This window comes from Xanthomonas melonis, assembly GCF_020783655.1.
Lineage (GTDB): Bacteria > Pseudomonadota > Gammaproteobacteria > Xanthomonadales > Xanthomonadaceae > Xanthomonas > Xanthomonas melonis.
Map to the genome: position 1 here is coordinate 29,368 of NZ_JAJGQH010000007.1, position 22,386 is coordinate 51,753.

A 22,386-nucleotide genomic window follows, 5' to 3' on the forward strand; every position below is an offset into this window, starting at 1 on the left:
TCACTTCGCCTGCAGGTAGGCAGGGCCGCCCAACTGCCGCGCCTGTCGCTGGATCCACGCGGTACGCCGCTGCACATAGCCCCCCGGGCGTCGCGCGTCGTAGCGACGCGGAGACGGCAGCACCGCCGCCAGACGCGCCGACTCGGTCGCCGACAGCCCGGCCGCGTCCTTGCCCCAGAACTGCCGGGCAGCGGCCTGCGCGCCATACACGCCATCGCCGAACTCGGCCACGTTGAGATATATCTCCAAAATGCGCTGTTTGGGCCACAGCAGCTCGATCAGTACGGTGTACCAGGCCTCCAGGCCTTTACGCACCCAACTGCGGCCCTGCCACAGGAACATGTTCTTGGCGACCTGCTGGCTGATCGTACTCGCCCCGCGCACACGCCCACCGCGCGCATTGTGATCGCGCGCCTTCTCGATGGCCTGCAGATCGAAGCCATGATGCAGTGGGAACTGCTGATCTTCCGCCGCCACCACCGAGATCGGCAGGCTGGCGGCGATCCCGTCGTAGTCGCGCCACTGCTGGTGCAGGGAAAAGCGCCAGTCGCCCTCGCCCCACGCTTCCAGATAGCGCCCGACCATCATGCTGCTGATCGGCGGATCGACCACCCGCAGCACCAGCACCTGCAGCACGCTCGCGGCCGCGAACAGCAGCGGTGCCGCCACGATCCAGCGCAGCCAGCGTCCACGCCGCGGCGGCGCGGCCTGCTTGCCATCCCATGCATCCGTCCCCATTGTGCGTTACGACCTTTCATTACCGATGCCTTGCCGCATTATCCGGCAACCAGCGTCCCTTACGTCCGATGTCTCCATGACCGATCACGACCAGCTCTCCCGCTTCCTGCTGCCTGCCGCCGGTGTGCGCGGCGTCCACGTACGCCTGACCCAGGCCTGGCACGACATCCAGGGCACGGCCGAGTATCCGCCGGCAGCCCGCCAGTTGCTCGGCGAAGCGGCCGTCGCTGCGGCCCTGTTCACAGGTCATACCAAGGTCGACGGGCGCCTGTCGGTGCAACTGCGCGGCAACCACACGCTGCGGACCTTGTTCGCCGAGTGCACTGCCTCCGGCACCTTGCGCGGCATCGTGCAACTGGCCGACGGCGCCGACGCGCCCACCGATCTGCGCGAACTGGGCGAGGCCGCCCTGCTGGCGATCACCATCGAAAATCCCGGCCTGGACCCGCGCGAACCGCAGCGCTACCAAAGCCTGGTCGGCATGCAGGCGCCGGACCTGGCCGAAGCCTTCGAGACCTACTTCCAGCAATCCGAACAGCTACCCACCCGCCTGCTGCTGGCGGCCGGCCCGGATCAGGCCGCCGGTCTGTTGCTGCAGAAGCTTCCGGGCGACGAGGGCGATACCGACGGCTGGACGCGCATCGGCGCCCTGTTCGACACGCTGGGTGCGCCGGAGTTGCTCTCGATCGCCGGTGAAGACCTGCTGCATCGCCTGTTCCACGAAGAGGACACCCAACTAATGGGCAGCAAGCCGCTGCGTTTCGGCTGCTCCTGCTCTCGCGAACGGGTCGCCTCGATGCTGCAATCGCTGGGCGAGCAGGAAGCCCGCGCCGCAGCCGAGGAACGCGGGCAGGTGGAGGTACGCTGCGAATTCTGCGGCCGCGAGTATCACTTTCCGTTGACCGAGCTGGCCGTACTTTTCGAGGCAGCGCAACCGTCCCAGCAGGCGCCAGATCGGTTGCAATAGATAGCATTGCGCGAGCGTTCGGGGGAACGTGACTACTTGTTAAATAATCATAAATCCCCTAGCATCCCGCTTGCCCGCTTCCGGGAACTTAACAACTGCCCCTGGGTCTGACCTCCCGTATGCGACACCTCCTGCGCCTTCCGCTCGCCCTGCTGGTTGCCCTCGCGGCAACGGCGGGCGTGCATGCGCAGTCGGCACCGCAGCAGGTGCGCGAAAGCACGATCCTGCCGGTGTGGAACAAGGGCAGCGGCAAGGTGGAGGCGTTCCTGTACCTGGAACCCACCGGCGAGCAGAAGGCGGGGGCACGCTGGCATTTCGGTCGTAACTCGCTGGACGCCGCATTCGGCCTGACCTCCGGCGATTCGCTGGGCCTGCTGTGCAACAGCAGCCGCGGCACCAATATCAGCGGACTGGCCAGCCATTGCCTGCTCGCCGGTATCGGTGACGACGAGGAAGACAGCACCGCCGCATCGCGACGTGTGTCCGGCACGCTGGGCTTCAACCGCGGCAATGGCCGCGTCGGCGTCACTGCCGGTACCGGCCGCGACACGCTTCCCGCATGGCTGATGGGCGCCGGCAAGGCGCCACTGACGCGTGTCGAACAGAACGACCTGACCGTCTTCGGCCAGAAGAACATCGGCCGCGAGGGTTTCGTCTCGATCGGCGGCACCTACGCCCGCGCACGCCTGGTGCCACTGGCCGATGTCTCTCCGGCAATCGCCGACCAGTGGGACAGCAAGACGCTCAGCGTCGGCGGCGGCTATGGCGCCTTCAGCGCCAATGTCATCGGCCGGGTGGTCGATGTTCCCGGTCAACCCGAAAAATGGGAGGGCCTGGGCCTGGGCCTGACCTGGCGGACCCCCTGGAGCGGGCAGCTGACGGTCGGCGCCGAGAATGTCATCTCCCGCGGCAAGAATCCCTTCGCGCCCAACAACGAAAGCAACAGCGACGGCACGATTCCGTACGTTCGGTACGAGCAAGATTTGTAAGCGGGTTCGCCCAAGAAAGCTTCTAGACCAACGCCACCGTCACCACGGTGGCGTTTTCATTTGTCTCCGACGCCGCATTAACGGGACTTTAATTTATTCGAGCAGCCAGATACCATCGGTTCACCCTGACGCCTTGGAACTGCCTTTCAGATCCGCTTGCCAGGCCAACCCTAGTTCCGTATTCGGAGAGAGAGCCCATGAAGTGCACGTCAAGCAAACTGCGTGACGCCGTCGTCCTCGCGCTCGTTGTTGGAGGAGCCTATTCGCCCGCGTCCTTTGCGCAGGACGCGGCGGCCAGTGCCACAACCAACCTCGACAAGATCGAAGTGACCGGTTCCCGTATCAAACGCGCCGACCTGGAAACCGCAAGCCCAGTATTCGTGATCGACCGCCAGGCCATCCAGAGTTCTGGCGCAGCAACGGTGGGCGAGTTTCTCCAGCGCACGCCCGCAATTGCCGGTGCGGCTACCAATCCGCAGGTGAACAACGGCGGCGGCGGCGGTGCAGCTACCGTGGATCTGCGCGGCCTCGGCGTCAATCGGTCGCTGGTTCTGGTCGATGGACGACGCTGGATCGGCTCGGTCAGCAATGCCAGCGGTGCGGTGGATATCAACTCGATTCCGCTAGGCCTGATCGAGCGCGTCGAGGTATTGAAGGACGGCGCCTCGGCGATCTACGGATCCGACGCCATCGGCGGCGTGGTGAATTTCATCATCCGCAAAGACTTCGACGGGGTCGAAGCCAGTGCGTACTACGGCACTTCCTCGCGCGGCGACGCGGCGACGGAGCGCTACGATGCCGTCTTCGGCATGACCAACGACCGCGGCAGCTTGATGCTGGGTGCGAGCTACGACAAGGCTGACCAGGTGCGCGCGTCGGATCGTGCCTATTCGAGCCAACCGTACCAGCTCTATGCGGGCGAGAAGGGCATCGGCGGTACCAGCCGAATCCTGACCGGCCGCTACGTCGTTCCGCGCGCCAACGCCACCGGCGTTAACCTGAGCGATCCCAATTGCGGCACCGGCGCCAGCGTCACGCTGACTCGCATCGACGGCCGGCCCGGCTCGGCACCGTCGGATTTCCGTTGTTTCAATCCGCAGACGGACGTCTACAACTTTCAGGCCGATGGCAACCTGACGCTGACGCCGCAAGAGCGGACCAGCATGTTCCTGAACGGTACCTACAAGCTCACCGATAACGTCGAAGCGTTCGTGCTGGGTTCCTGGCTGCGGACCGACTCTTCCTTCGCACTGGCGCCGCTGCCATTCGACGGCCGGCCTGCAGTGGACAATGTCCCGATCAGTGCAAATAGCATTTACAACCCGTTCGGCGTGAACATCACAGACGCGCGCCTGCGCCTTCGCGATTTCATTCCCACGCGCACCACGCGATTCATCACCGAGACCTATCAGATCACCGGTGGCCTGCGCGGCGCATTCGGCGACAGCAGCTGGAGCTGGGACGCGTCCTACGGATACGGCCGCTCGCCGCAGACCTCTTCGGTAAAGGGCTACCTATTCAGCCCGGGACTTGCCGCAGCGCTTGGCCCGTCCATGATCGATCCCGCAACTGGAAATCCGATCTGCGTTCGTACGCCCGGCAATCCTGCAACTGCAATCAATGGCTGCTTGCCGGTCAACTTCCTGGGGCCCGCCCCTGATCCGAGCACCCCCACGGGCCAGGCGCAATTGTCTGCACTCGGCTTGATCAATCCCACGATCACCAATACCAGCGAAAACACCCTGAAGGTCTACAACGCCAATGCAACCGGCGACCTGTTCGATGTTCCTGCAGGAACGGTATCGCTGGCGGTCGGTGTCGAACGCCGCGAAGAATCCGCAAGCTCGACCAGCGACTTCCTGACCATCATTCCGCCAGGCGAGACTGTCTGCTTGACGACGCAGGAAGCCTGTACATTCGGCAACATCTCGGGCGAATTCGATGTCAATGAAGTGTACGCCGAGGCACTGGTCCCGTTGCTGGCCGACGTACCCTTTGCGGAAAAGCTGAACCTGACACTGGGTACGCGCTATTCCGACTACTCGAATTTCGGCGGAACCACCAACTCCAAGATTGGCGTGGAATGGAAGCCGTTTTCCGATCTTCTGCTCCGCGGCACCTATGCCGACGTGTTCCGCGCACCCACGATCGGCAATCTCTTCTCGCCCACGTCGCCTAGCGCGAACAGTTATGTCGACCCTTGCAATGGCTACTCCGGCCAGGCGACCGCTGATCCGCGTGCCTGCGCAGGCGTTGCTCCCGATGGCTCGTTCCGCCAGAGCAATAACCAGGTGACCTCGTTCCAGGTCGCCAATCCCAATCTTCAGCCGGAAGAAGGCGACGTATTCACCTACGGCTTCGTCTATAGCCCGAGTTGGCTGGACGGATTCAGCGTCACCGCCGACTACTGGCGCGTGAGTCTGGATCAGTTCATTACCCGACTTCCCGAAACCGTGATGCTGAATCAGTGCTATCAGTTCGGGCGCTACTGCGACACCTTTATCCGTGACGAGGCCGGCGACGTTGCGCAGATGACCAATGCGATCGGCAACTTCGGCGAGTTGCGTACCAGCGGCGTGGATCTCGGTTTCCGCTACAACACCCCGGAAGCCGCGTGGGGCAGGCTGTCATGGAATCTCGATACCACCTATATCCGCCAGTATGACGTTCGCCTCCTATCGGGGGATCCGAGCAGCGATGTGGGCGCGTTCCCAGGGATTCCGCAGAGCAAGGGTCTGGCGGGCACGTTCGTGGACTCCGCATCGTCGGGCTTCGGAAACATCGCACGCTGGCGTGCGCTCAACGACTTGACCTGGACCTTCGGCAACCTCAATGCGAGCCTGACCACGCGTTACGTCCATCATGTCAACGAGGCACCGGACGTGGCCGAGGTCGGTACCGACGGTTACGTGGCAAAGCGCCAGGTTCCGTCCTATACCCAGACCGATTTCCAGCTGGGGTATCGCCTGGAAGCCTTGAACAACAGCACGATCCAGATCGGCGTTCGCAACCTGGCAGACCGCCAACCCCCTCTGGTCTATTCCGGCTTCAATGCCTCCACCGACTTGCGGACCTACGATGCCATCGGCAGGTACTACTGGATGCGTTGGACTGCACGATTCTGATCTGCATCACGGGAAAGAGGGCGCCGCATCTGCGGCGCCCTCCTCTCAGGATCATCTTCGGCACTTCATTCGGACATACGACAATAGCCTGCCGCCGCAACTGTGCGCCAAGCTGGTCGAATCGTTTCTGACGCTAAGCGAATTCCATGAGCAGAATGGCCGAGGCGTACGCCCCGGGCTGGACGACAGCGCGTGGACAGAGCTGGATATCTCCAAACTGTCAGATCACGCATTTTTGAGCTTTTTCCGTTCTCTGATCAGCCAGGAACTCGCGCGCTACAACGCTGATGTCGGTCTCAGTATCGCGGTCCCAGATAGCCCGCTTCTCAGCCCATTGATCCTCAAGCGTTATCGCTCCGGAAGCGATGAGAGCTTCCAGACGCATTTCGATTCGATAAATAGCGTCTGCGACCGGTACCTGGTATTCCTTTGGTATCTCAACGACGTTTCCGAAGGCGGAGAGACATGGTTCCCAGACCTGAACTGCGGGGTTGAACCTCGCGCCGGACGGCTCCTGATGTTTCCGCCATACTGGATGTACGCCCACCAAGGTAGACACCCCAAGAGCGGGGACAAATACATCCTTTCCACCTACCTACGCTTCCCGCAGCGTTGATTAGGCATAACCATAACGGCGACGCCAGGGCGCGAGAAGATCCAGGGTCTGCGGAGAAAAGTGGTGACGATAATTTTCCCATCGTCCTACTGCCTTGCCATTGATCGGCTCCACTACCTGCGCATAGCTGGGCGTGTTGATTCGCATGGTTCGTGATCTGGCAAGCGCCTGGAAATCAGTGATCGCATCAGTCCATGCAAGCTCCAGAAAGCGTAGCAACGGAGTAATCTCTGACGGCATATCACGCACCAGATCCTCGTAACGAATGACATGAATCGGGGCGTCAACCAACGCCCTATGATGCTCCCAGTGCGACATCACCTTGACGTACGTCTCGGCAGACGACTCCAGCGTCGAGAACGAGAGGACGCCCCCACGCATACCGAATGCCTGCATGTAACAGCTCAGAACACAATCGCAGGGGTCGCGTAGCAAAAGAATATGTTTGGCCCGTGGGAACAGCCGCGCGATGAAAGGCACCCGCGTCAGATTCAGTGGGTACTTATCGACAAGAGCTTGCTGCACCGAGGTATATCGGGCAGCAACCTTGAAATAGACGCTTCGAGCCGCTGCGATTCGATCGTAGGAAAGAGCCGTCAGCCGATCATCAAGCCCGACGCCCGGATCGGCCGCCGCCGATGGCAAGGATGCGATCGCTTCCTCGAGCGCAGGACGCTCGTCCAGTATGGCTGTGGCCGGATGGGCATCGAGAATGCGCTCCAGCAGCGTGGTACCGGAGCGCGGGAAACCCACCAAAAACGTCGGATCCTCGAAACCATCATGTATCGGTTCCGCCCGCCAAGCGTCAGGGGCCGTAAAGGCCAACGCGTCATCTAGCCAAGCCAACGCATTATCACCTGCCCGATCAGGAAAACGGCATCGGTATGCGGCGATGGCGCGTTCGTGCGCCTGACCTAAGGCGACCATCGCTTCGTCGAAGTTGTTGTTCGCATCGGCATTCTTGGCCCGCTCGAACTCCAGTAGCGCCCCCAGTGCCCCCTCTCCCACCATCGCAAGTCCCGATTCCAGACAATTCTCAGCGGCTGCATGCCTGCTCCGGCGCCGCAACATGCGCCCCATGGCGAGCGCCTTCATGGGCGACATCTGGCCTGAGACAATTGTCTGGTGCTGAAGATGGGCATCAGCCTCGTCAAGGCGATTGAGCCTTTCGAGTAACAGGACAAGCTGTATCCGTAGTTCGATGGTTGCGTAGGTGTCGTCCAGCAGTTCTGCATACAGCGCGATCGCACGCTGCTCATGGCCGCAGTTGGCCAATAGCCAGGCGAAAGCTTCGCGCTGGGTGCGTGACATGTCCCGATCATCAAGGTGCATGAGGCACACATTTGCGTCATCGAAGCGCTCCAGCTCCATCAAACACTGGGAGTAAGCCAACGCGACATCGCAGGCATGTGGTTCCTGCCTCCAAGCGCAGCGCAAGCTTTCCTCGGCCTGCCCGAACCGTTGCAGATAAAGCAGCGCCAGTCCCCGCCCCAATTGACAGGCAACTGCACCGGCGGCGCCGCATCGCATCGCGTCTTCAAACGCCATCAATGAACCCTGAAACTCTTCCAGCTCGAGCAGCAGGTTTCCAACATTGATTAGATATGCGGGCTCATCCGGCTCAATTAGAGCCAGTTGCCAATACGCGTAACACGCATCTCGCAGCGCATTATCTCCGTGCAGCTTCTCGGCGAACCGGGACCAAGCGGCGCTATCGAGGGCATGCGGCGCCAGTCCGTCACGTATCCACGCTTGAATTGTTGCTTGATGCTCAGGCGGCAGGGAAATCATTCACGGATGATCTCACACTGCCACGTCGTGATGGCTGCCAGGGCCAATGGCTACTGGTCATAACGGCATTGCTGTATCACACGATCTGCTTGTACTCAGCCAGAACAGTCCGCAATGCTCGGGGATGTGGATTGCATAAAAAACTACGCCCCCATGCGGGGGCGTAGCTGCGCTTAAATCCTCAACGGCCTCTTATCAGAAGCGCTGGGTGTAACGCATGTACAGGAAGCGACCGATGTCGAACCCGCCGAAGTAAGACACATTGGAACTCGGCTGGCTGTACAGAGTCGGGCCGACGCGGTCGAACACATTGTTGGCGCCGGCGGCAATGGTCGCGTTCCACGGCGCATTCCAACGCACCTGGACGTCGTTGAAGATGGTCGCGCCACGCTCGTTGGTGGGATTGCCGACCGAAACGCCCTGATTGTTGGGCGCGCGGTAATTCGGATCGCTGCACTCGTCCGGGAACAACGACGCACTCAGGCAGCTTTCTTTCAGGCCGGAGAAGTAACGCACCGTCCAGCTGGCACCGAAATCGCCCTTATCCCAATTCAATGCAACGTTGGAACGGATACGGAAGTGGGTACCGGTGGTGGTGCCCGCCCAGCCCACGCCCGTGAACGGGTTCGGGTTGGTGACCGGATTGCGAGTCGTCACCAGCTCATCGCGACTGGTGTAGGTGGTCGTCCACTTGATGCCGAACGTACCGACCGTATCGGTCGCCAGACGGTAACCCAGGTCCAGATCGTAGCCCTCGACCTCACGATAACCTGCGTTGATCGAGGTCCGGTTCAAGGTATTGACGATACCGCTGACCGGGTCACGGGTGAACGCGTTGCAACGCTCGGCGATTCCGTTGATGTAGCAGTCGTTGAGGATCAGATTCGCGGTGTCGCCGATGATGGTGTTCTCGACGCGGATCTGCCACCAGTCTAGCGAGACGTTCAGACCGCTCACGAAGCCCGGGCTCCACACGAAGCCCAAGGTCTTGGAGGTGGAGGTCTCCGGGACCAACTGGTCGTTGGAACCTGACAGGAACGGCACGGGCGTCTGGGACGAGGCTGCCGTGGTCGGCACGAAGCCCTGGGCCTGCTGACGGAAAGTGGCAGCGCTGACCGGCAGAGCGGCAGCGCAGCGTGCGCGGACCGCAGCACTGGTACGGGAAGCGCCGAACTGGACGTCGCAAGGATCGGTGTAGGAATCGAACGACTGCGAGCCACCGGAGTAAAGATCGGAGATCGTCGGCGCGCGGAAGCCCTCTGCCCAGGTACCGCGAACCAGCAGCGAGTCGATCGGCTTCCACTTGAAGCCGAACTTGCTGTTCACGGTGTCGCCGAAAGTGTTGTAGTCGGAGTACCGGGACGCCAGGCTCAGGCTCAGCTCACGCGCAAACGGCAGATCGGCCAGCAGCGGCACGTTGAACTCGGCATAGACTTCTTCCACCTTGTAGCTGCCACCGGTGGGGAAGTTGGCCAGGCCAGAGGTGTTACCCGACTGCGCGAGCGCATCAGGACTGAACTCACCCTCCTCCTTACGCTGCTCGGCACCCACGGCGAAACCGAGGTCGCCGGCAGGCAGGGAGAACAGGCTACCCGCCAGGTTGGCCGTGATCACCTTGGTCTTGGTGTTGGCGGTTGCGTGAGTGGTGGGGATCAGGAAGTCCTGCAGCGCCTGGTTACCGGTAAAAGCACCCGGTCCGGTCAGACCGGCGGCGATGAACGGATTGAACGGGACGCACTGCGCCAGTGCGATCGGAGCAGCGGCGGAGCCGCACTGCGCAACGCCCTGTGCATTGATGAACGACGGACCGACAGCCGCACGCAAGGAGGTGAGGTTGAGATCGCCGTAGCCGCTCTGCACCAGCTTGTTGTTGTTGTACAGGTAGCCAACATCCCAGTCGAAGATGCGCTCGCCGATGTTGAACGAACCATCGAACGCGCCCGAGAAACGATAGGTGGTGAGGTCTGCACGCGTGGTGCGCGGCACTTCGGTCGTGCGACGCCACCAGTTGGGGATCTCGCGATCGAGTGGATTGAACGCGCTATCGGCCGAGATCGGCGAACCGAATGCCAGCGCCTGGTAGGGGTAGCCCGCGATCTGGCGTTCCGAATCACGGTTGCTGTACAGCACGTTGGTGCGGAAGCGCACGTTCTCGGTCACGTCGTACGAGCCATCCACGAACAGCGACCGGCGCTCCTGCGGCGTACGCAGGTCGGTCCAGCGATTGGTGTTGGTCTTGTCCTGCGTAACCAACTGGTCGGTGTTCTGCAGGCGGTAGTCGGCCGGATTGTTCGGATTTCCACCATCGCGCACCAGAACGCGAACTTCCCGATTCGGATTGGTCGCCGTCGCGGTGGCTGGATACCGGACGTTGGGAAGTGCGTCAGCCGGACGGCTCACGAATCCACCGAACTCACCCACGGCAGTCCAGGCGAAATCGGGGTGGTTGGATGAACGCGGAAACTCCGAATACGGACGGTCGGAGGCTGCAACCCGGTCTTCCTTCGCGTACTCGACGCCGACGGTCAGCGTCCCACGCTCGCCGGTCACGCCCATCACGAAATCGGCGTTGGTCGTCTCGCCGTCGCCTTGCGAATACTGGCCGTAGTACACGTTGCCGGTCGCGCCGTCAAAGTTGGTGCGAGTGATGATGTTGATGACGCCAGCGATGGCGTCGGAGCCGTAGATCGAGGAAGCGCCGTCCTTCAGCACTTCGATGCGATCGATCGACGAGACCGGCACAGTGGAGATGTCCTGCAGGCCGTCGGTGGTGATGCCCAGGCGCTTGCCATTGACCAGCACCAAAGTACGCGCCGCGCCAAGATCGCGCAGGCTGATGTACGTACCACCGGTTGCTTCACCAGAAGAAAGCGGCGATGCGCGGCTGATCGGCGGCGTGCCGACCGCGCTGATGTTTTGCAGGATGTCGGCAACCGACGAGAAACCCTGCTTCTCGATGTCGGCGCGGCTGACCGTCAGGATCGGCTGAGCCGTTTCGGTGTCGACTTGCCGGATGCGCGACCCGGTCACCTCGATGCGATCGAGGTTGGTCGCCCCGGCATCCTGCGCCATCGCCACCGATGGCAATGCCGAAGCGGAAGCGCCGACCGCGATGGCGAACGAAATCGCGTCGCGCAGCTTGCTGGTTTTGTACATCATTGAGCTCTCTCTCCAAGATCTTGGTAATGGCGTGAAGAACAAGCCTTCGGGGGATCGAAAAGCGAGCCCAAAACGAAGGTTGCGCTGATAGTAGCCATCAAGTTGGAGAAATTAAAGATGCGTTAACAAAAAATTGTGCTGTCGTGAATTTCAGCCCTTATTCAGTTACATAGATTGTTCTGAAAACCGCTAAAGAAGAACGCTGCGCGGCCGCTAACGTCTGGGACCTCTGCCTATCGCCCGAGCATCATTCGACAGCGCGGACTACCGCGACCGTGTTCTCAGCCACTCAAGCCAGGCAGTGCTCGCGCCACATCCTTGCAACACTCACGACATTCGACTCACCCGGGGATCAGGGTTTGAATCACGTGCTCTACATAGGCTTCAAAGTCTTCGCGGGCCTGCTTGGGCTGCTGGAGCTGCAGCGATAGCTGCAGGAAGCCGACATAGGCGGCATAGGCCAGGCGGGCGCGGTGCTGGGCGTCGGTACGCGACAGGCCGGCCTGGCGGAACGAGGCGATCAGGTAATCGAGGCGGCGTTGCGAAACGCGGTCGATGACCGGGCGTACCGCGGGGTGATCGAGCGCCTTGAGCAACTCGCTATAGATGACATGCGGGGTGACTTCGTGGGCCACCAGCTGGAAGAGCGCGCGCAGGCGGGCACTGGGATCGGGCACGTCTTCCAGGCTGCCGAAGACCTCTTTCTGTTCGAAGATTTCCCAGCGCTCCAGGGCGGCCTGCAGCAGCGCGTCGCGCGAAGGAAAATGCCAATAGAAGCTGCCCTTGGTGACTCCCAGGCGGCGCGCGAGCGGCTCCACTGCCACCGCACCGACGCCTTGCTCGGCGATCAGGTCCAGCGCGGCCTGCGCCCAATCGTCGGCGCTGAGGCGGTTGCCGCGACCTGAGCTGGCGCGGGGCGTGGTGGAGCTGGAGTCGATGATGTCGTTCATTCGACGATTTAACCATACGCTTGAGTCAGTTGCAGTATGCGTCACATATCTGGCACCCACCCGACACGATTCAATGGCTTAACCTTCCATACTAGGCAGTATTGACATCGACGGAGTGGCATCCATACCATTAGGTATGGTCAGCTCATCTCCTACCCTAGCCGAAGCTGCAATCGTGTCCAGCGTCCACGCTGGCGATGTGCGGCTGGCGGTATCGGTGCGGGGCCCGACGCGGGCGCCGACGGTTCTGCTCGCGCATGGCTTCGGGCAAACCCGCCATGCCTGGGAAGCAACGGCAGTCGCACTCGCCGAGGCGGGTTATCGGGCGCTTTCCTACGACGCGCGTGGGCATGGGGATTCAAGCGCAAACGCGGCGCAGCTGCCCTACTCGCCGGCGCAGTTCACCGACGATCTGATCGTGCTCGCTGGTGAGCAGGCCGAGCCGCCGGTACTGGTGGCGGCCTCGATGGGCGGCTTGTTCGGACTGCTTGCCGAAGCGCGCTGGCCGGGACTGTTTCGCGCACTCGTGCTGGTCGACATCACGCCGCGCTGGGACGTCACGGGCGTGGAGCGCATCCTGCGCTTCATGACCGCGCATCCGGACGGCTTCGTGTCGCTGGATGCCGCCGCCGATGCGATCGCCGCCTACCTGCCGCATCGCCCACGCAAGAGCGCAGATCAGCTGAGGGCGCTGTTGCGCCCGCGCCAGGACGGCCGCTGGCAGTGGCACTGGGACCCACGCCTTGTCGAGGAATTGGCCGGGCAGGATGCGCAAATGCAGCAACACGCACTGCTGGATGCGGCAGCGCAGGTGCGTTGCCCGATGCTGCTGATCAGCGGCGGCCGCAGCGACCTGGTCACACCGGCCACCATCAACGAATTCCTGTCGATCGCCCAGCATGCGCAGCATGTGCAGCTGCCCGATGCAACGCACATGCTCGCTGGCGACGACAACACCACGTTTACCGCCACCGTGTTGCATTATCTGGACGCACTGCCCCCGGTTGGCACCATCGCAGCGTCCAACATCACCGAGCATGTCACTGGAGCAAGACCATGAGCATCGTTGCACCGTTCCTCTTCGTCATCCTGGCGGCGGGCATCGCTGCCTATCACCGGATGCGCCTTGCCACCTGGGTTGCGATCAGCGCCTGCGTGCTGGTGGCGTGCTGGCTGTTGGGCGCCAATCTCACGGCCACCCTCGTCGCCGCAGCGTTGGTCGTGCTGGTATCGGCCCCGGTGCTGTTGCCGTTCCTGCGCAAGCCGCTGCTGACCACGCCGTTGATGGGCTTCTTCCGCAAGGTGCTGCCGCCGCTCTCGCAGACCGAGCGCATCGCGCTGGAAACCGGCTCGGTCGGTTTCGAGGGCGAGCTGTTCACCGGCGACCCGGATTGGCAGAAGCTGCTCAACTACCCCAAGCCGCAGCTGACGGCCGAAGAGCAGGCCTTCCTGGACGGCCCGGTCGAAGAGCTGTGCAAGATGGTCAATGACTGGGAGATCACCCACGTCCACGCCGACCTGCCACCGGAGCTGTGGGATTTCATCAAGAAGAACAAGTTCTTCGGCATGATCATTCCCAAGCAGTACGGCGGCCTGGGCTTCAGCGCGCTGGCGCACCACAAGGTGATCCAGAAGCTGTCCTCGATCTCCAGCGTGGTCAGCTCCACGGTCGGTGTGCCGAATTCGCTCGGCCCCGGCGAGCTGCTGCTGCACTACGGTACCCCGGAACAGAAGGACTATTACCTGCCGCGTCTGGCGGTTGGTGCGGAAGTGCCATGTTTCGGCCTGACCGGTCCGTTCGCCGGCTCGGATGCGACCTCGATCCCGGACTACGGCATCGTCTGCAAGGGCGAGTGGAACGGCGCCAACGTGCTCGGCGTCAAGCTCACCTTCGACAAGCGCTACATCACCTTGGCACCGGTGGCCTCGCTGATCGGCCTGGCCTTCCGCGCCTACGATCCGGAAGGCTTGATCGGCGACAAGAAGGACATCGGCATCACCCTGGCGCTGCTGCCGCGCGAAACGCCCGGTGTGGAAATCGGCCGCCGCCACTTCCCATTGAACTCGCCGTTCCAGAACGGCCCGATCCATGGCGAAGAGGTGTTCATTCCGCTGAGCCAGCTGATCGGCGGCGTGGAGATGGTCGGCAAGGGCTGGAACATGCTCAACGAGTGCCTGGCCGTGGGTCGTTCGATCACCCTGCCCTCCACCGCCAGCGGCGGCAGCAAGGCTGCGGCGGTGGTCACCGGTGCGTATGCGCGCATCCGCAAGCAGTTCGGCCTGTCGGTCGGCCGCTTCGAAGGCGTGGAAGAGGCGTTGGCACGCATCGGCGGCAAGGCCTATGCGATCAGTGCGCTGTCTCAGGCCACGGCAGCGGCGGTGGATCGTGGCGACGTTCCATCGGTGCCGTCGGCGATTGCCAAGTACCACTGCACCACCATGGGCCGCGAAGTGGTCAGCGACATGATGGATGTGATCGGCGGCAAGGGCATCATCCTGGGACCGCGCAACTTCGCCGGCCGCGCCTGGCAGGCGGCTCCGATCGGCGTGACGGTGGAAGGCGCCAACATCATGACCCGCAGCCTGCTGATCTTCGGCCAGGGCGCAATCCTGTGCCATCCGTGGGTGATGAAGGAAATGCAGGCGGCGCAGGACCCGGATACGCGTCGTGGCCTGGAAGCATTCGACCAGAGCCTGTTCGGCCATATCCGCTTCGGCATCTCCAATGCAGTGCGTTCGTTCTGGTTCGGTTTGACCGGCGCACGTCTCGGCGCGGCGCCGGGCGACGCCTACACCCGCCGTTTCTTCCGCAAGCTGGATCGTTATTCGGCCAACCTGGCGTTGATGGCCGACGTGTCGATGCTGATGCTGGGCGGCAAGTTGAAGTTCAAGGAATCGCTGTCCGGTCGCCTCGGCGACGTGCTGAGCCACATCTACATGACCAGCGCGATGCTCAAGCGCTACCACGACGAGGGTGCGCCGGCGAGCGACCAGCCGTTGCTGGCCTGGGCCTTCCACGACAGCGTGCACAAGATCGAAACCGCGCTGTCGGCTGCGCTGCGCAACTTCCCGATCCGTCCGGTGGGTTGGTTGATGTGGGTGCTGATCTTCCCACTGGGCCGTCGTGCCGAAGCGCCTGGCGATCGTCTGGGACACCGCGTGGCGTCGCTGCTGATGGCACCGAACGAGGCACGCGACCGTCTGGCGCAGGGCGTGTTCCTGACGCCGTGCGCGAACAATCCGGGCGGCCGCATCGCCAGCTATCTGACCAAGGCGGTGATGGCCGAGCCGGTGGAGCGCAAGTTCCTCAAGGCGCTCAAGACCAAGGGCATCGAAGCATTGGACTTCACCGCCCAGCTCGACGAGGCAGTGGCCGAAGGCGTGTTGACCACAGACGAGCGCAAGCTGCTGGAAGAGCTGCGCGAGATCATGATGGACACCATCACCGTCGACGACTTCGATCCGCATGAGCTGCGTGCGGCCAGCTTCTACGACAAACCGCAGGCGCAACAGCCGCGCGAAGCGGCCTGAGTCGACGGCGAGGTCGCTGCCACGATGGAAACGAACGGCGAGCTCAGGCTCGCCGTTTGCTTTTGTTCTTCCTTCATTGCATCGGTCGCGGCACCGAAGCGGTCAAGGCCGACTGCCGTGCCAGTCGCCGGGGCTGCCATCGATCCGCTGCGCGGCAGTTGCCGGGGTCCGCCCGGGCTGGCGGGCCAGAAGATGCGCATGGCCGTAGCGTCGAACGTATCAGCGCCCTTGTTGCCCACACGGACTGTTGCCTCAGCAACGCGCAGCCCGGGACCTTCGCGGGCGCGCTTGGAGGGTGCACGGACCATCGCGCGCGGTCCGCGATCGGCCTGATGCGCAGAATCGGGCCGGTGGCAGCTGCGCAGATGAGCCCTGCTGCCGGCTACGCCCTGCGCCTGCGGGCCAGTGCGGCAAGGCGCGTCATTCGCCGCCGACAGCTGCGCCTGTGCGCAGGCCGCGTTGCCGATGGATCCTCGCTCAGGCCGGCAGCCAGAGCAGCGCCAGTGCGATCAACGCCGGCACCGCCTGCACGAAGAAGATGCGGCGATTGACGCTGTAAGCGCCATAGCACCCCGCCACGACCACGCATCCCAGGAAGAAGGTGAGCACATCGGCACGCGCGGCCAACGCGCCCCAGAACAACCCTGCCGCCAGGAAGCCGTTGTAGAGCCCCTGATTGGCCGCCAGCACGCGCGTGGCCTGTGCCTTCTCCGGCGTGTTGCGGAAGGTCTTCAGGCCCAATGGACGGGTCCACAACAGCATCTCCAACACCAGGATGTAGACGTGCAACAGAGCAACACACAGGCCGGCGACGATGGCGAACAGGGACATGGCAGACCACTGAGAAGGATGTGGCGGCAAGCATAGCCGCGATGACGCCGGATTGGCTGTTCGGACGCCCACATGCCGAACACCGCCATCTTCCGACAGCGAAACAGCCGTGCAGTCATGCCTTCGCATGAACCGCATCAGGACCATATTGAGCAGCCGGCGGACCGGTGGACGCCGCTGCACGCGCGACCGCACATGACACGCCGACCGGCCACGCATCGTGGCGGTGGAGCCGACGTGCGGGAGAGCGCACTGCCCGGGCGCGACGGCCTATCGGCGCCGCGGCCCGGAACGGTCAGTCGTGCGTCCCGGCGGCACCCGGCATGCGTTCCGCGGGCAGCTTGCGTGCCTGCCGCAGCAGGCCGAACGCGGCCACCGTCATGCCTGTGGCCGCCAGCAAGCCCACCCCGAAGACCGTGCTCGAACCGAATGCGGACACCAGTTTGTGGATCCAGACGAAGCTCAGGTCGCCGCCCCGGTAGACCACCGTATCGATCGCCGCACCGGCCTTGTAGCGCCATTGGCGATCGACGCGCGTGTACAGCGTCTCGCGCGCCGGCTTGGCAAGCGCGAACTCGCTGGAGCGCGTGATCACCTGCACGATGGCGATCATCAAAGGCAGTGGCGAGGCAGTCAGCAGCGCATAGCCCACCACGATGGTCACACCGGGAATCAGCAGCGCTGGCGCGATCCCGAAACGCGACAACAGCGCACGCGTCGCCAGCAGTTGCAGCACCAGCGTCAGCGCGTTGACCGCCAGATCGATGCTTGCGTAGTACGCCGTGCTGGCGGCCGCATCCGTATACAGCCGCCGTACCAGCGCGGCCTGTTCGTTGTAGAGCAAGGTGCCGACACCCACGCCGAACAAGGTCATCAGCGCCAGCCAGCGCAGCAATGGCTCGCGCACGATCAACTTGAGCCCGCCGAACACATCGCCGCCCATCGGCACTTCGCCGGAGTCCAGCCGGAACTGCCGCTCGCGCGCCACCGCCCACAGCCGCAGCCGCAGCACGCACACCACGCACACCGTCAACAAGCCGGCCGAGACCAGCATCAGATGCGCGATGCCGATGCGCTCGACCAGCGTGCGGGTGAGGATCGGCCCGAGGAACGCGCCCAGCGTCCCCGCCGCACCGATGTAGCCGTAGTAGTTGCGTGCCTCGGCATTGCTGAAGACATCGGCCATGAAGCTCCAGAACACCGCCACCGCGAACAGGTTGAACACCGTCACCCACAGGAAGAACGCCATGCCGCGCCCGGGCACACCGCTGTCGAACAGCACATAGAACAGCAGCAGGGTCGCAATGAAAAACCCGTAGACCACCGGCAGGAATACCCGTCGCGGGTAACGGCTGACCAGTGCTCCGTACACCGGCTGCAGCAGCAACATGATCAGGAAGGTGCAGGTAAACAGGACCTGCAGGGTGAAGTCCTTGAGCGGAATGCCGTGCGCGGCGAAGAACGCGATCATGCCTGCAGGAAAGATCGCTTCCACCTCGGCCGATGCGCCCATCGCCTCGCGTACCGGACGCAGCACGTAATACCCGCTGAGCAGGCAGAAAAAGTACAGGAAGGACCAAGCCAGCGGCGGCGAGCTGCGCAGCGCCTGCCCCAGCCGACCGAGCGCCGAACGCGGCGCAGGCGAGCCAGTCATGCCGACAACGAAGTCCGTATGGACGAGCCCGACAGGAAGAACATGGCAGCGGCGGCACCTGACGAGGAAGCGCGCACGTTAGCGGATGCGGGCATCGTCAACAACACACTGCCCCCTGTGCGACAGCATTGCCCCGCTTTCCCCGGCACGCGGCTTGCAGCATGCCCACATGGCGGCGCCCGACCCCAGCTCTGGGGGCGGACAGACCAGATTGCGGGACCCAAATCGTCAATAGGATCAATACGATGCCCATTCATCTTCCGGCAGTTTGTGCTATTGCGAAGTGCGGCGCTAGAATCGCCGAAGGCAGTGGAACAGGCGGGACAACCATGACACAAATGCGCAGGCGCCGACGGTTCCGTCCGTTGGCCATCGGGCTGCTCGGGGCTTTATTGCCACTGGCCCTCTCTTCCACGGCACAGACGCCTGCGCCCACAGCTTCCGCATTGCAGCCGGCCACCATCGCGCAGTCGCCCACTGCCCCGCTGGCATACCGCGCCTCGCTGCCGGCCAGCAGCGTGCTCGCACCGGCCGCCGGTTTCGATGTGGCGGCGTTCGAGTCGATGGCCGACCAGCTGACCTATGGCAACCGTGTACCGGGTATGGCGATGGCCATCGTCCAGGGCGGCAAGGTCCTCAGTGCGCGCGGCTACGGTGTTACCGACGTCAATCGTCCGCAGCCGGTCGATGGCCATACCGTGTTCCGTCTGGCATCGCTGTCCAAGGCCTTTGCCGGCACCATGGCCGGCCTGCTGGTCAACGACGGCGTGCTGCGCTGGGACAGCAAGGTGGTCGATTACGTGCCCGGCTTCCAGCTCAGCGACGGTGCGGCCACCCGCCAGCTGACCGTGGCCGAAGTGCTCAGCCATCGTGTGGGGCTGACCCGCAATGCCTACGATCGCGACATCGAGTCCAACGCGGACTATTACTCGCTGAGCCACAAGCTGGCCTCGGCGCCGCTGCGCTGCGCGCCGGGCGATTGCTACGCCTATCAGAACGTCGCCTTCAGCCTGGTCGGCGATGTGGTGTTCGCCGCCTCCGGCAGTTTTTACGAACAATCGGTGGAACGCCGCATCTTCAAGCCGTTGGGCATGAACGATGCGAGCATGGGGCTGGCCGGCATCCAGGCCAGCCCGCATTGGGCGCGTCCGCATGTGCGCAGCCGCAACGGCTGGGTGTCGCTCACACCCAAGCCCACCTACTATCGCCTCGCTCCAGCCGCCGGCGTCAATGCGAGCGCCAGCGACATGGCGCAGTGGCTGCTGGCGCATACCGGCCATCGCACCGATGTGCTGCCTGCACCACTGCTCGCCACCCTGCATGCGCCGCTGGTATCCACACCCGGCGAAATGCGGTCCGGCTGGCGGCACGAACGCGTGGACGCGGCCAGCTATGCGCTGGGCTGGCGTGTGTTCGACTATGCCGGCCATCAGGTGATCTTCCACGCCGGTGCGGTACAGGGCTATCGCGGCCTGGTCGCGCTGCTGCCCGAGCGCGACCTCGGCGTTGCCATCATGTGGAACGGTGAAAGCGGTTTGCCGTCGGGCATGCTGCCGACCATTCTGGACCGCGCGCTCGGCCTGCCGGCGAAGCGTTGGCTGGACATCGATGTAGACGGTGATTTCGGCAGCGAGAACATGCTGGCCGAACGACCCGATCCGGCCGGCAAGGGCGCTTCGTCCGGCAAGTCGGTGGCCTCGCCGCGCTGACCCGGTAGGTCGCGGTCACCGGCGCCCCGTGGCGCACATGCAGATACAGGCGGCTTCGGCCGCCTGTGTCGTTTCTGCCGGGCGCGCCATGCACGCAACAGCCGCGGGTATTGTCGAAGGCCACCTGCCACGCTACAGCGACAGGACGACGCGAAGGGCGCGCGGTGCGGCACCGCGCAGCTGCGGTGCAGGGATGGAGCAGCACCTCCGCTCGATCGGGCGGATGGATGCGCTGATGGGCTGGCGATGCCGTTGCACAGGCCCCCATCCGCCCTTCGGGCACCTTCCCCCGCAGGCGGGGGAAGGAAGGTAGCAGCTTCGACCTCTGCGGCGTGATGCGACCGCTACGTTCAATAAAAAAGCTCCCTCCCCGCTGGGCGTCGGGGAGAGAGCTCGATGGTTACGGCGATCGGGTGGTGCGGATCAGATCAGCGGCGCCGGGGTTGCAGGCAGCGCGACCGGAGCGGCCTTCTTCTTGCGAGCGGCCGGCTTCTTCTTGGCGACCTTCTTCGCAGCAGGCTTCTTGGCAGCGGACTTCTTGACGGCAGACTTCTTGGTCGCCTTCTTCGCCGTTGCCTTCTTGGCGCTCTTCTTCACTGCCTTCTTGGCAGCCGTCTTCTTGGTCGCCTTCTTGGCGGTCTTCTTCACTGCCTTCTTGGCGGCGGTCTTCTTGGTCGCCTTCTTCGCAGTCTTCTTCACTGCCTTCTTGGCGGTTGCCTTCTTCGCAGTCTTCTTGACGGCCTTCTTTGCCGTCTTCTTCACTGCCTTCTTGGCGGTTGCCTTCTTCGCGACCTTCTTGGTCGCCTTCTTGGCAGCGGTCTTCTTCACTGCCTTCTTGGCGGTGGGTTTCTTTTTCGCAGCTTTTTTAGTGGCCATGTAATTGGCTCCTCGTCAGTGAACTATGGAGTTGAAACGCCCAGTTGAACCAAACCCCGCGCCGGCATGCCGTCGTCGGGAACCATCCGCAGGCAATGCACGGCGGGACGGATACAGAAACACCCGCATCGAGCGACGACACGGGTGCATGGTCGGAACAGTGCTGCTTTTTTTGGAGGGAAGCGAACCCGACTCCACCGTCGATGGCGCTTCGGTGGACGTCTGGAACAAGCTTGTCGGCCCGATGTCGATTCTGCTCACTCTCTTTCGCAGCAATGTCTGCTGGGCGAAACCTAATCACGCTTTTTTTTACTGTCAACACTCTTTTGCATTTTTTTTTCAGACCGCCATCGCGACGTCCTGCATCGGAGGGCCATCGGCGCGGAGCGCACCTCCCAATGCGCTCGACCAGCCTGCGCACGCGCGCGCCCGTGCTTGCGGAAAACCACTTCTTTTTCGCTGTTTTTTTATTGCATCAAGAATTCGAACGGCAGCGACAGCAACCCGATCGCCGCAACGCCACGAAGGCATCGAGATCGTCCACCGCCTGTCCGCCAGCTGAAAATATTTTTCGCGACGCATGCGCTTCCGGCGTCGCACAAGCAGAAATGCGCAAACTTCTCGCGCGTCTCGATCGCTCTGCATGCCTCGATGCACGCGCTCGACGACGTGCGACGCGCGCTCGAACGTGGCACCGAGACGCCTGTCTGCCATGCACGCGTTCACCGCCTGCACGCTGCATCCTCACGAACGACTCACGCCGGAAACCCGTCGCCCGCTGCGGATCGATCGCATCGAAGGATGCGGCGAGTGCGCGCAGCGTTCCGGACAACTGCCGGGCCATCGCGCAGCCGATCGGCGACCGACGACGCACCTGGCATGCCGGCCAAGTATGCCGGCCGACACATGCGACTTGGCCGACACCGCCCGGGAACCGGTACTTCTCCATAAAAAAGGCCGCTCGGAGAGCGGCCTGGGTGTCGCGGCAGACGGAACCGGATCAGTGGTCGTCGTCTTCGAGCAGCTCGGCGTAGTCGTCCGGCGACAGCAGATCGTTAAGCTGGTCCTTGTCGTCGATCTCCACCACGAAGATCCAGCCTTCGCCGTAGGCGTCTTCGTTGATGGTCTCCGGCTTGTCGCCCAACGCGCTGTTGACCTCGACCACGGTACCGCTGACCGGGCTGTAGACGTCGGAGGCCGCCTTGACCGACTCGACGACCGCAGCACCGTTGCCGGCCTGCACGGTATCGCCGACACCAGGCAATTCGACGTAGACCAGGTCGCCCAACAGGCCCTGCGCGTGATCGGAAATGCCCACGGTCACACGACCGTTGCTCTCGATGCGGGCCCACTCGTGGGATTTGAGGAACTTGAGGTCGCCAGGAATCTCGCTCATGGGTGTGCTCCGGGGAAACGGTGGTTGGGGACAGGCGGTTAGTTTAGACCGCGC

16 protein-coding genes are annotated in these 22,386 nt (G+C 63.2%); 8 read left to right on the forward strand and 8 right to left on the reverse strand.

The features are described from left to right. A complete protein-coding gene (gene mtgA, locus LL964_RS08315; protein WP_104586513.1) occupies positions 1 to 738 on the reverse strand; it encodes a monofunctional biosynthetic peptidoglycan transglycosylase in 738 nt (245 codons plus the stop codon). 76 nt (positions 739 to 814) lie between these two features. Between mtgA and hslO the strand changes: the two genes are divergently transcribed. The 4 genes from hslO (at position 815) to LL964_RS08335 (ending at position 6,435) form a co-directional block, all read left to right on the forward strand. Beyond that, positions 815 to 1,705 (forward strand): Hsp33 family molecular chaperone HslO, encoded by an 891-nt coding sequence (hslO, locus tag LL964_RS08320; RefSeq protein WP_104586514.1) that lies wholly within the window; start codon positions 815 to 817, stop codon positions 1,703 to 1,705. A gap of 152 nt (positions 1,706 to 1,857) precedes the next feature. Further along, positions 1,858 to 2,694: an XOO1806 family protein gene (locus LL964_RS08325; RefSeq protein ID WP_208621408.1), complete on the forward strand. Its 837-nt coding sequence runs from the start codon at positions 1,858 to 1,860 to the stop codon at positions 2,692 to 2,694. A 197-nt stretch (positions 2,695 to 2,891) separates the two neighbouring features. Continuing rightward, entirely contained in the window at positions 2,892 to 5,819 is a 2,928-nt protein-coding gene (locus LL964_RS08330) for a TonB-dependent receptor domain-containing protein (protein ID WP_104586516.1), read from the forward strand. Continuing rightward, positions 5,773 to 6,435 carry a 2OG-Fe(II) oxygenase gene (locus LL964_RS08335; protein ID WP_104586517.1) on the forward strand — a complete coding sequence of 221 codons (663 nt, stop codon included), beginning with the start codon at positions 5,773 to 5,775 and terminating at the stop codon, positions 6,433 to 6,435. The genes LL964_RS08330 and LL964_RS08335 overlap by 47 nt, the downstream gene beginning before the upstream one ends. Here the strand turns inward: LL964_RS08335 and LL964_RS08340 are convergent, their stop codons facing one another. From LL964_RS08340 to LL964_RS08350, 3 genes are all read right to left on the reverse strand, one after another. Further along, positions 6,436 to 8,226 carry a tetratricopeptide repeat-containing sulfotransferase family protein gene (locus LL964_RS08340; protein ID WP_104586518.1) on the reverse strand — a complete coding sequence of 597 codons (1,791 nt, stop codon included), beginning with the start codon at positions 8,224 to 8,226 and terminating at the stop codon, positions 6,436 to 6,438. It lies immediately after the preceding gene. Positions 8,227 to 8,421: 195 nt separating this feature from the next. Beyond that, positions 8,422 to 11,385 (reverse strand): TonB-dependent receptor domain-containing protein, encoded by a 2,964-nt coding sequence (locus LL964_RS08345; protein ID WP_104586519.1) that lies wholly within the window; start codon positions 11,383 to 11,385, stop codon positions 8,422 to 8,424. A gap of 341 nt (positions 11,386 to 11,726) precedes the next feature. Next, positions 11,727 to 12,335 (reverse strand): TetR/AcrR family transcriptional regulator, encoded by a 609-nt coding sequence (locus tag LL964_RS08350; RefSeq protein ID WP_104586520.1) that lies wholly within the window; start codon positions 12,333 to 12,335, stop codon positions 11,727 to 11,729. Between the two features lie 136 nt (positions 12,336 to 12,471). Between LL964_RS08350 and LL964_RS08355 the strand changes: the two genes are divergently transcribed. Both LL964_RS08355 and LL964_RS08360 read left to right on the forward strand, forming a co-directional pair. Continuing rightward, complete coding sequence (locus tag LL964_RS08355; protein ID WP_167395243.1) at positions 12,472 to 13,395, forward strand: alpha/beta fold hydrolase; 924 nt, start codon at positions 12,472 to 12,474, stop codon at positions 13,393 to 13,395. Beyond that, positions 13,392 to 15,866, forward strand: a complete 2,475-nt coding sequence (locus LL964_RS08360) for an acyl-CoA dehydrogenase (RefSeq protein ID WP_104586521.1) — start codon at positions 13,392 to 13,394, stop codon at positions 15,864 to 15,866. The genes LL964_RS08355 and LL964_RS08360 overlap by 4 nt, the downstream gene beginning before the upstream one ends. A gap of 477 nt (positions 15,867 to 16,343) precedes the next feature. Here LL964_RS08360 and LL964_RS08365 read toward each other — a convergent pair whose 3' ends face one another. Next, positions 16,344 to 16,697, reverse strand: coding sequence for a DUF1304 domain-containing protein (locus LL964_RS08365; RefSeq protein WP_104586522.1), 354 nt, complete (start codon positions 16,695 to 16,697; stop codon positions 16,344 to 16,346). A 295-nt stretch (positions 16,698 to 16,992) separates the two neighbouring features. Beyond that, entirely contained in the window at positions 16,993 to 18,351 is a 1,359-nt protein-coding gene (locus LL964_RS08370; protein ID WP_104586523.1) for an NTP/NDP exchange transporter, read from the reverse strand. Between the two features lie 329 nt (positions 18,352 to 18,680). On the opposite strand from LL964_RS08370, the gene LL964_RS08375 reads away from it, so the two are divergent. Beyond that, positions 18,681 to 20,060, forward strand: a complete 1,380-nt coding sequence (locus LL964_RS08375) for a serine hydrolase domain-containing protein (protein WP_104586524.1) — start codon at positions 18,681 to 18,683, stop codon at positions 20,058 to 20,060. A 423-nt stretch (positions 20,061 to 20,483) separates the two neighbouring features. Here LL964_RS08375 and LL964_RS08380 read toward each other — a convergent pair whose 3' ends face one another. Next, complete coding sequence (locus LL964_RS08380; RefSeq protein ID WP_104586525.1) at positions 20,484 to 20,936, reverse strand: histidine biosynthesis protein HisIE; 453 nt, start codon at positions 20,934 to 20,936, stop codon at positions 20,484 to 20,486. 148 nt (positions 20,937 to 21,084) lie between these two features. On the opposite strand from LL964_RS08380, the gene LL964_RS08385 reads away from it, so the two are divergent. Next, entirely contained in the window at positions 21,085 to 21,498 is a 414-nt protein-coding gene (locus LL964_RS08385) for a hypothetical protein (protein ID WP_167395244.1), read from the forward strand. A gap of 438 nt (positions 21,499 to 21,936) precedes the next feature. On the opposite strand, the gene gcvH is transcribed toward LL964_RS08385, so the two are convergent. Next, on the reverse strand, positions 21,937 to 22,332 hold the full coding sequence (gcvH, locus tag LL964_RS08390) for a glycine cleavage system protein GcvH (RefSeq protein WP_104586527.1): 396 nt from the start codon (positions 22,330 to 22,332) through the stop codon (positions 21,937 to 21,939). Positions 22,333 to 22,386: the final 54 nt, after the last annotated feature.

Coding starts and splice junctions, on each gene's coding strand:
- mtgA (WP_104586513.1), bottom strand. CDS start 738: ATGGGGACGGATGCATGGGATGGCAAGCAGGCCGCGCCGCCGCGGCGT.
- hslO (WP_104586514.1), top strand. CDS start 815: ATGACCGATCACGACCAGCTCTCCCGCTTCCTGCTGCCTGCCGCCGGT.
- LL964_RS08330 (WP_104586516.1), top strand. CDS start 2,892: ATGAAGTGCACGTCAAGCAAACTGCGTGACGCCGTCGTCCTCGCGCTC.
- LL964_RS08335 (WP_104586517.1), top strand. CDS start 5,773: ATGCCATCGGCAGGTACTACTGGATGCGTTGGACTGCACGATTCTGAT.
- LL964_RS08340 (WP_104586518.1), bottom strand. CDS start 8,226: ATGATTTCCCTGCCGCCTGAGCATCAAGCAACAATTCAAGCGTGGATA.
- LL964_RS08345 (WP_104586519.1), bottom strand. CDS start 11,385: ATGATGTACAAAACCAGCAAGCTGCGCGACGCGATTTCGTTCGCCATC.
- LL964_RS08350 (WP_104586520.1), bottom strand. CDS start 12,335: ATGAACGACATCATCGACTCCAGCTCCACCACGCCCCGCGCCAGCTCA.
- LL964_RS08355 (WP_167395243.1), top strand. CDS start 12,472: ATGGTCAGCTCATCTCCTACCCTAGCCGAAGCTGCAATCGTGTCCAGC.
- LL964_RS08360 (WP_104586521.1), top strand. CDS start 13,392: ATGAGCATCGTTGCACCGTTCCTCTTCGTCATCCTGGCGGCGGGCATC.
- LL964_RS08365 (WP_104586522.1), bottom strand. CDS start 16,697: ATGTCCCTGTTCGCCATCGTCGCCGGCCTGTGTGTTGCTCTGTTGCAC.
- LL964_RS08370 (WP_104586523.1), bottom strand. CDS start 18,351: ATGACTGGCTCGCCTGCGCCGCGTTCGGCGCTCGGTCGGCTGGGGCAG.
- LL964_RS08375 (WP_104586524.1), top strand. CDS start 18,681: ATGACACAAATGCGCAGGCGCCGACGGTTCCGTCCGTTGGCCATCGGG.
- LL964_RS08380 (WP_104586525.1), bottom strand. CDS start 20,936: ATGGCCACTAAAAAAGCTGCGAAAAAGAAACCCACCGCCAAGAAGGCA.
- LL964_RS08385 (WP_167395244.1), top strand. CDS start 21,085: ATGGTCGGAACAGTGCTGCTTTTTTTGGAGGGAAGCGAACCCGACTCC.
- gcvH (WP_104586527.1), bottom strand. CDS start 22,332: ATGAGCGAGATTCCTGGCGACCTCAAGTTCCTCAAATCCCACGAGTGG.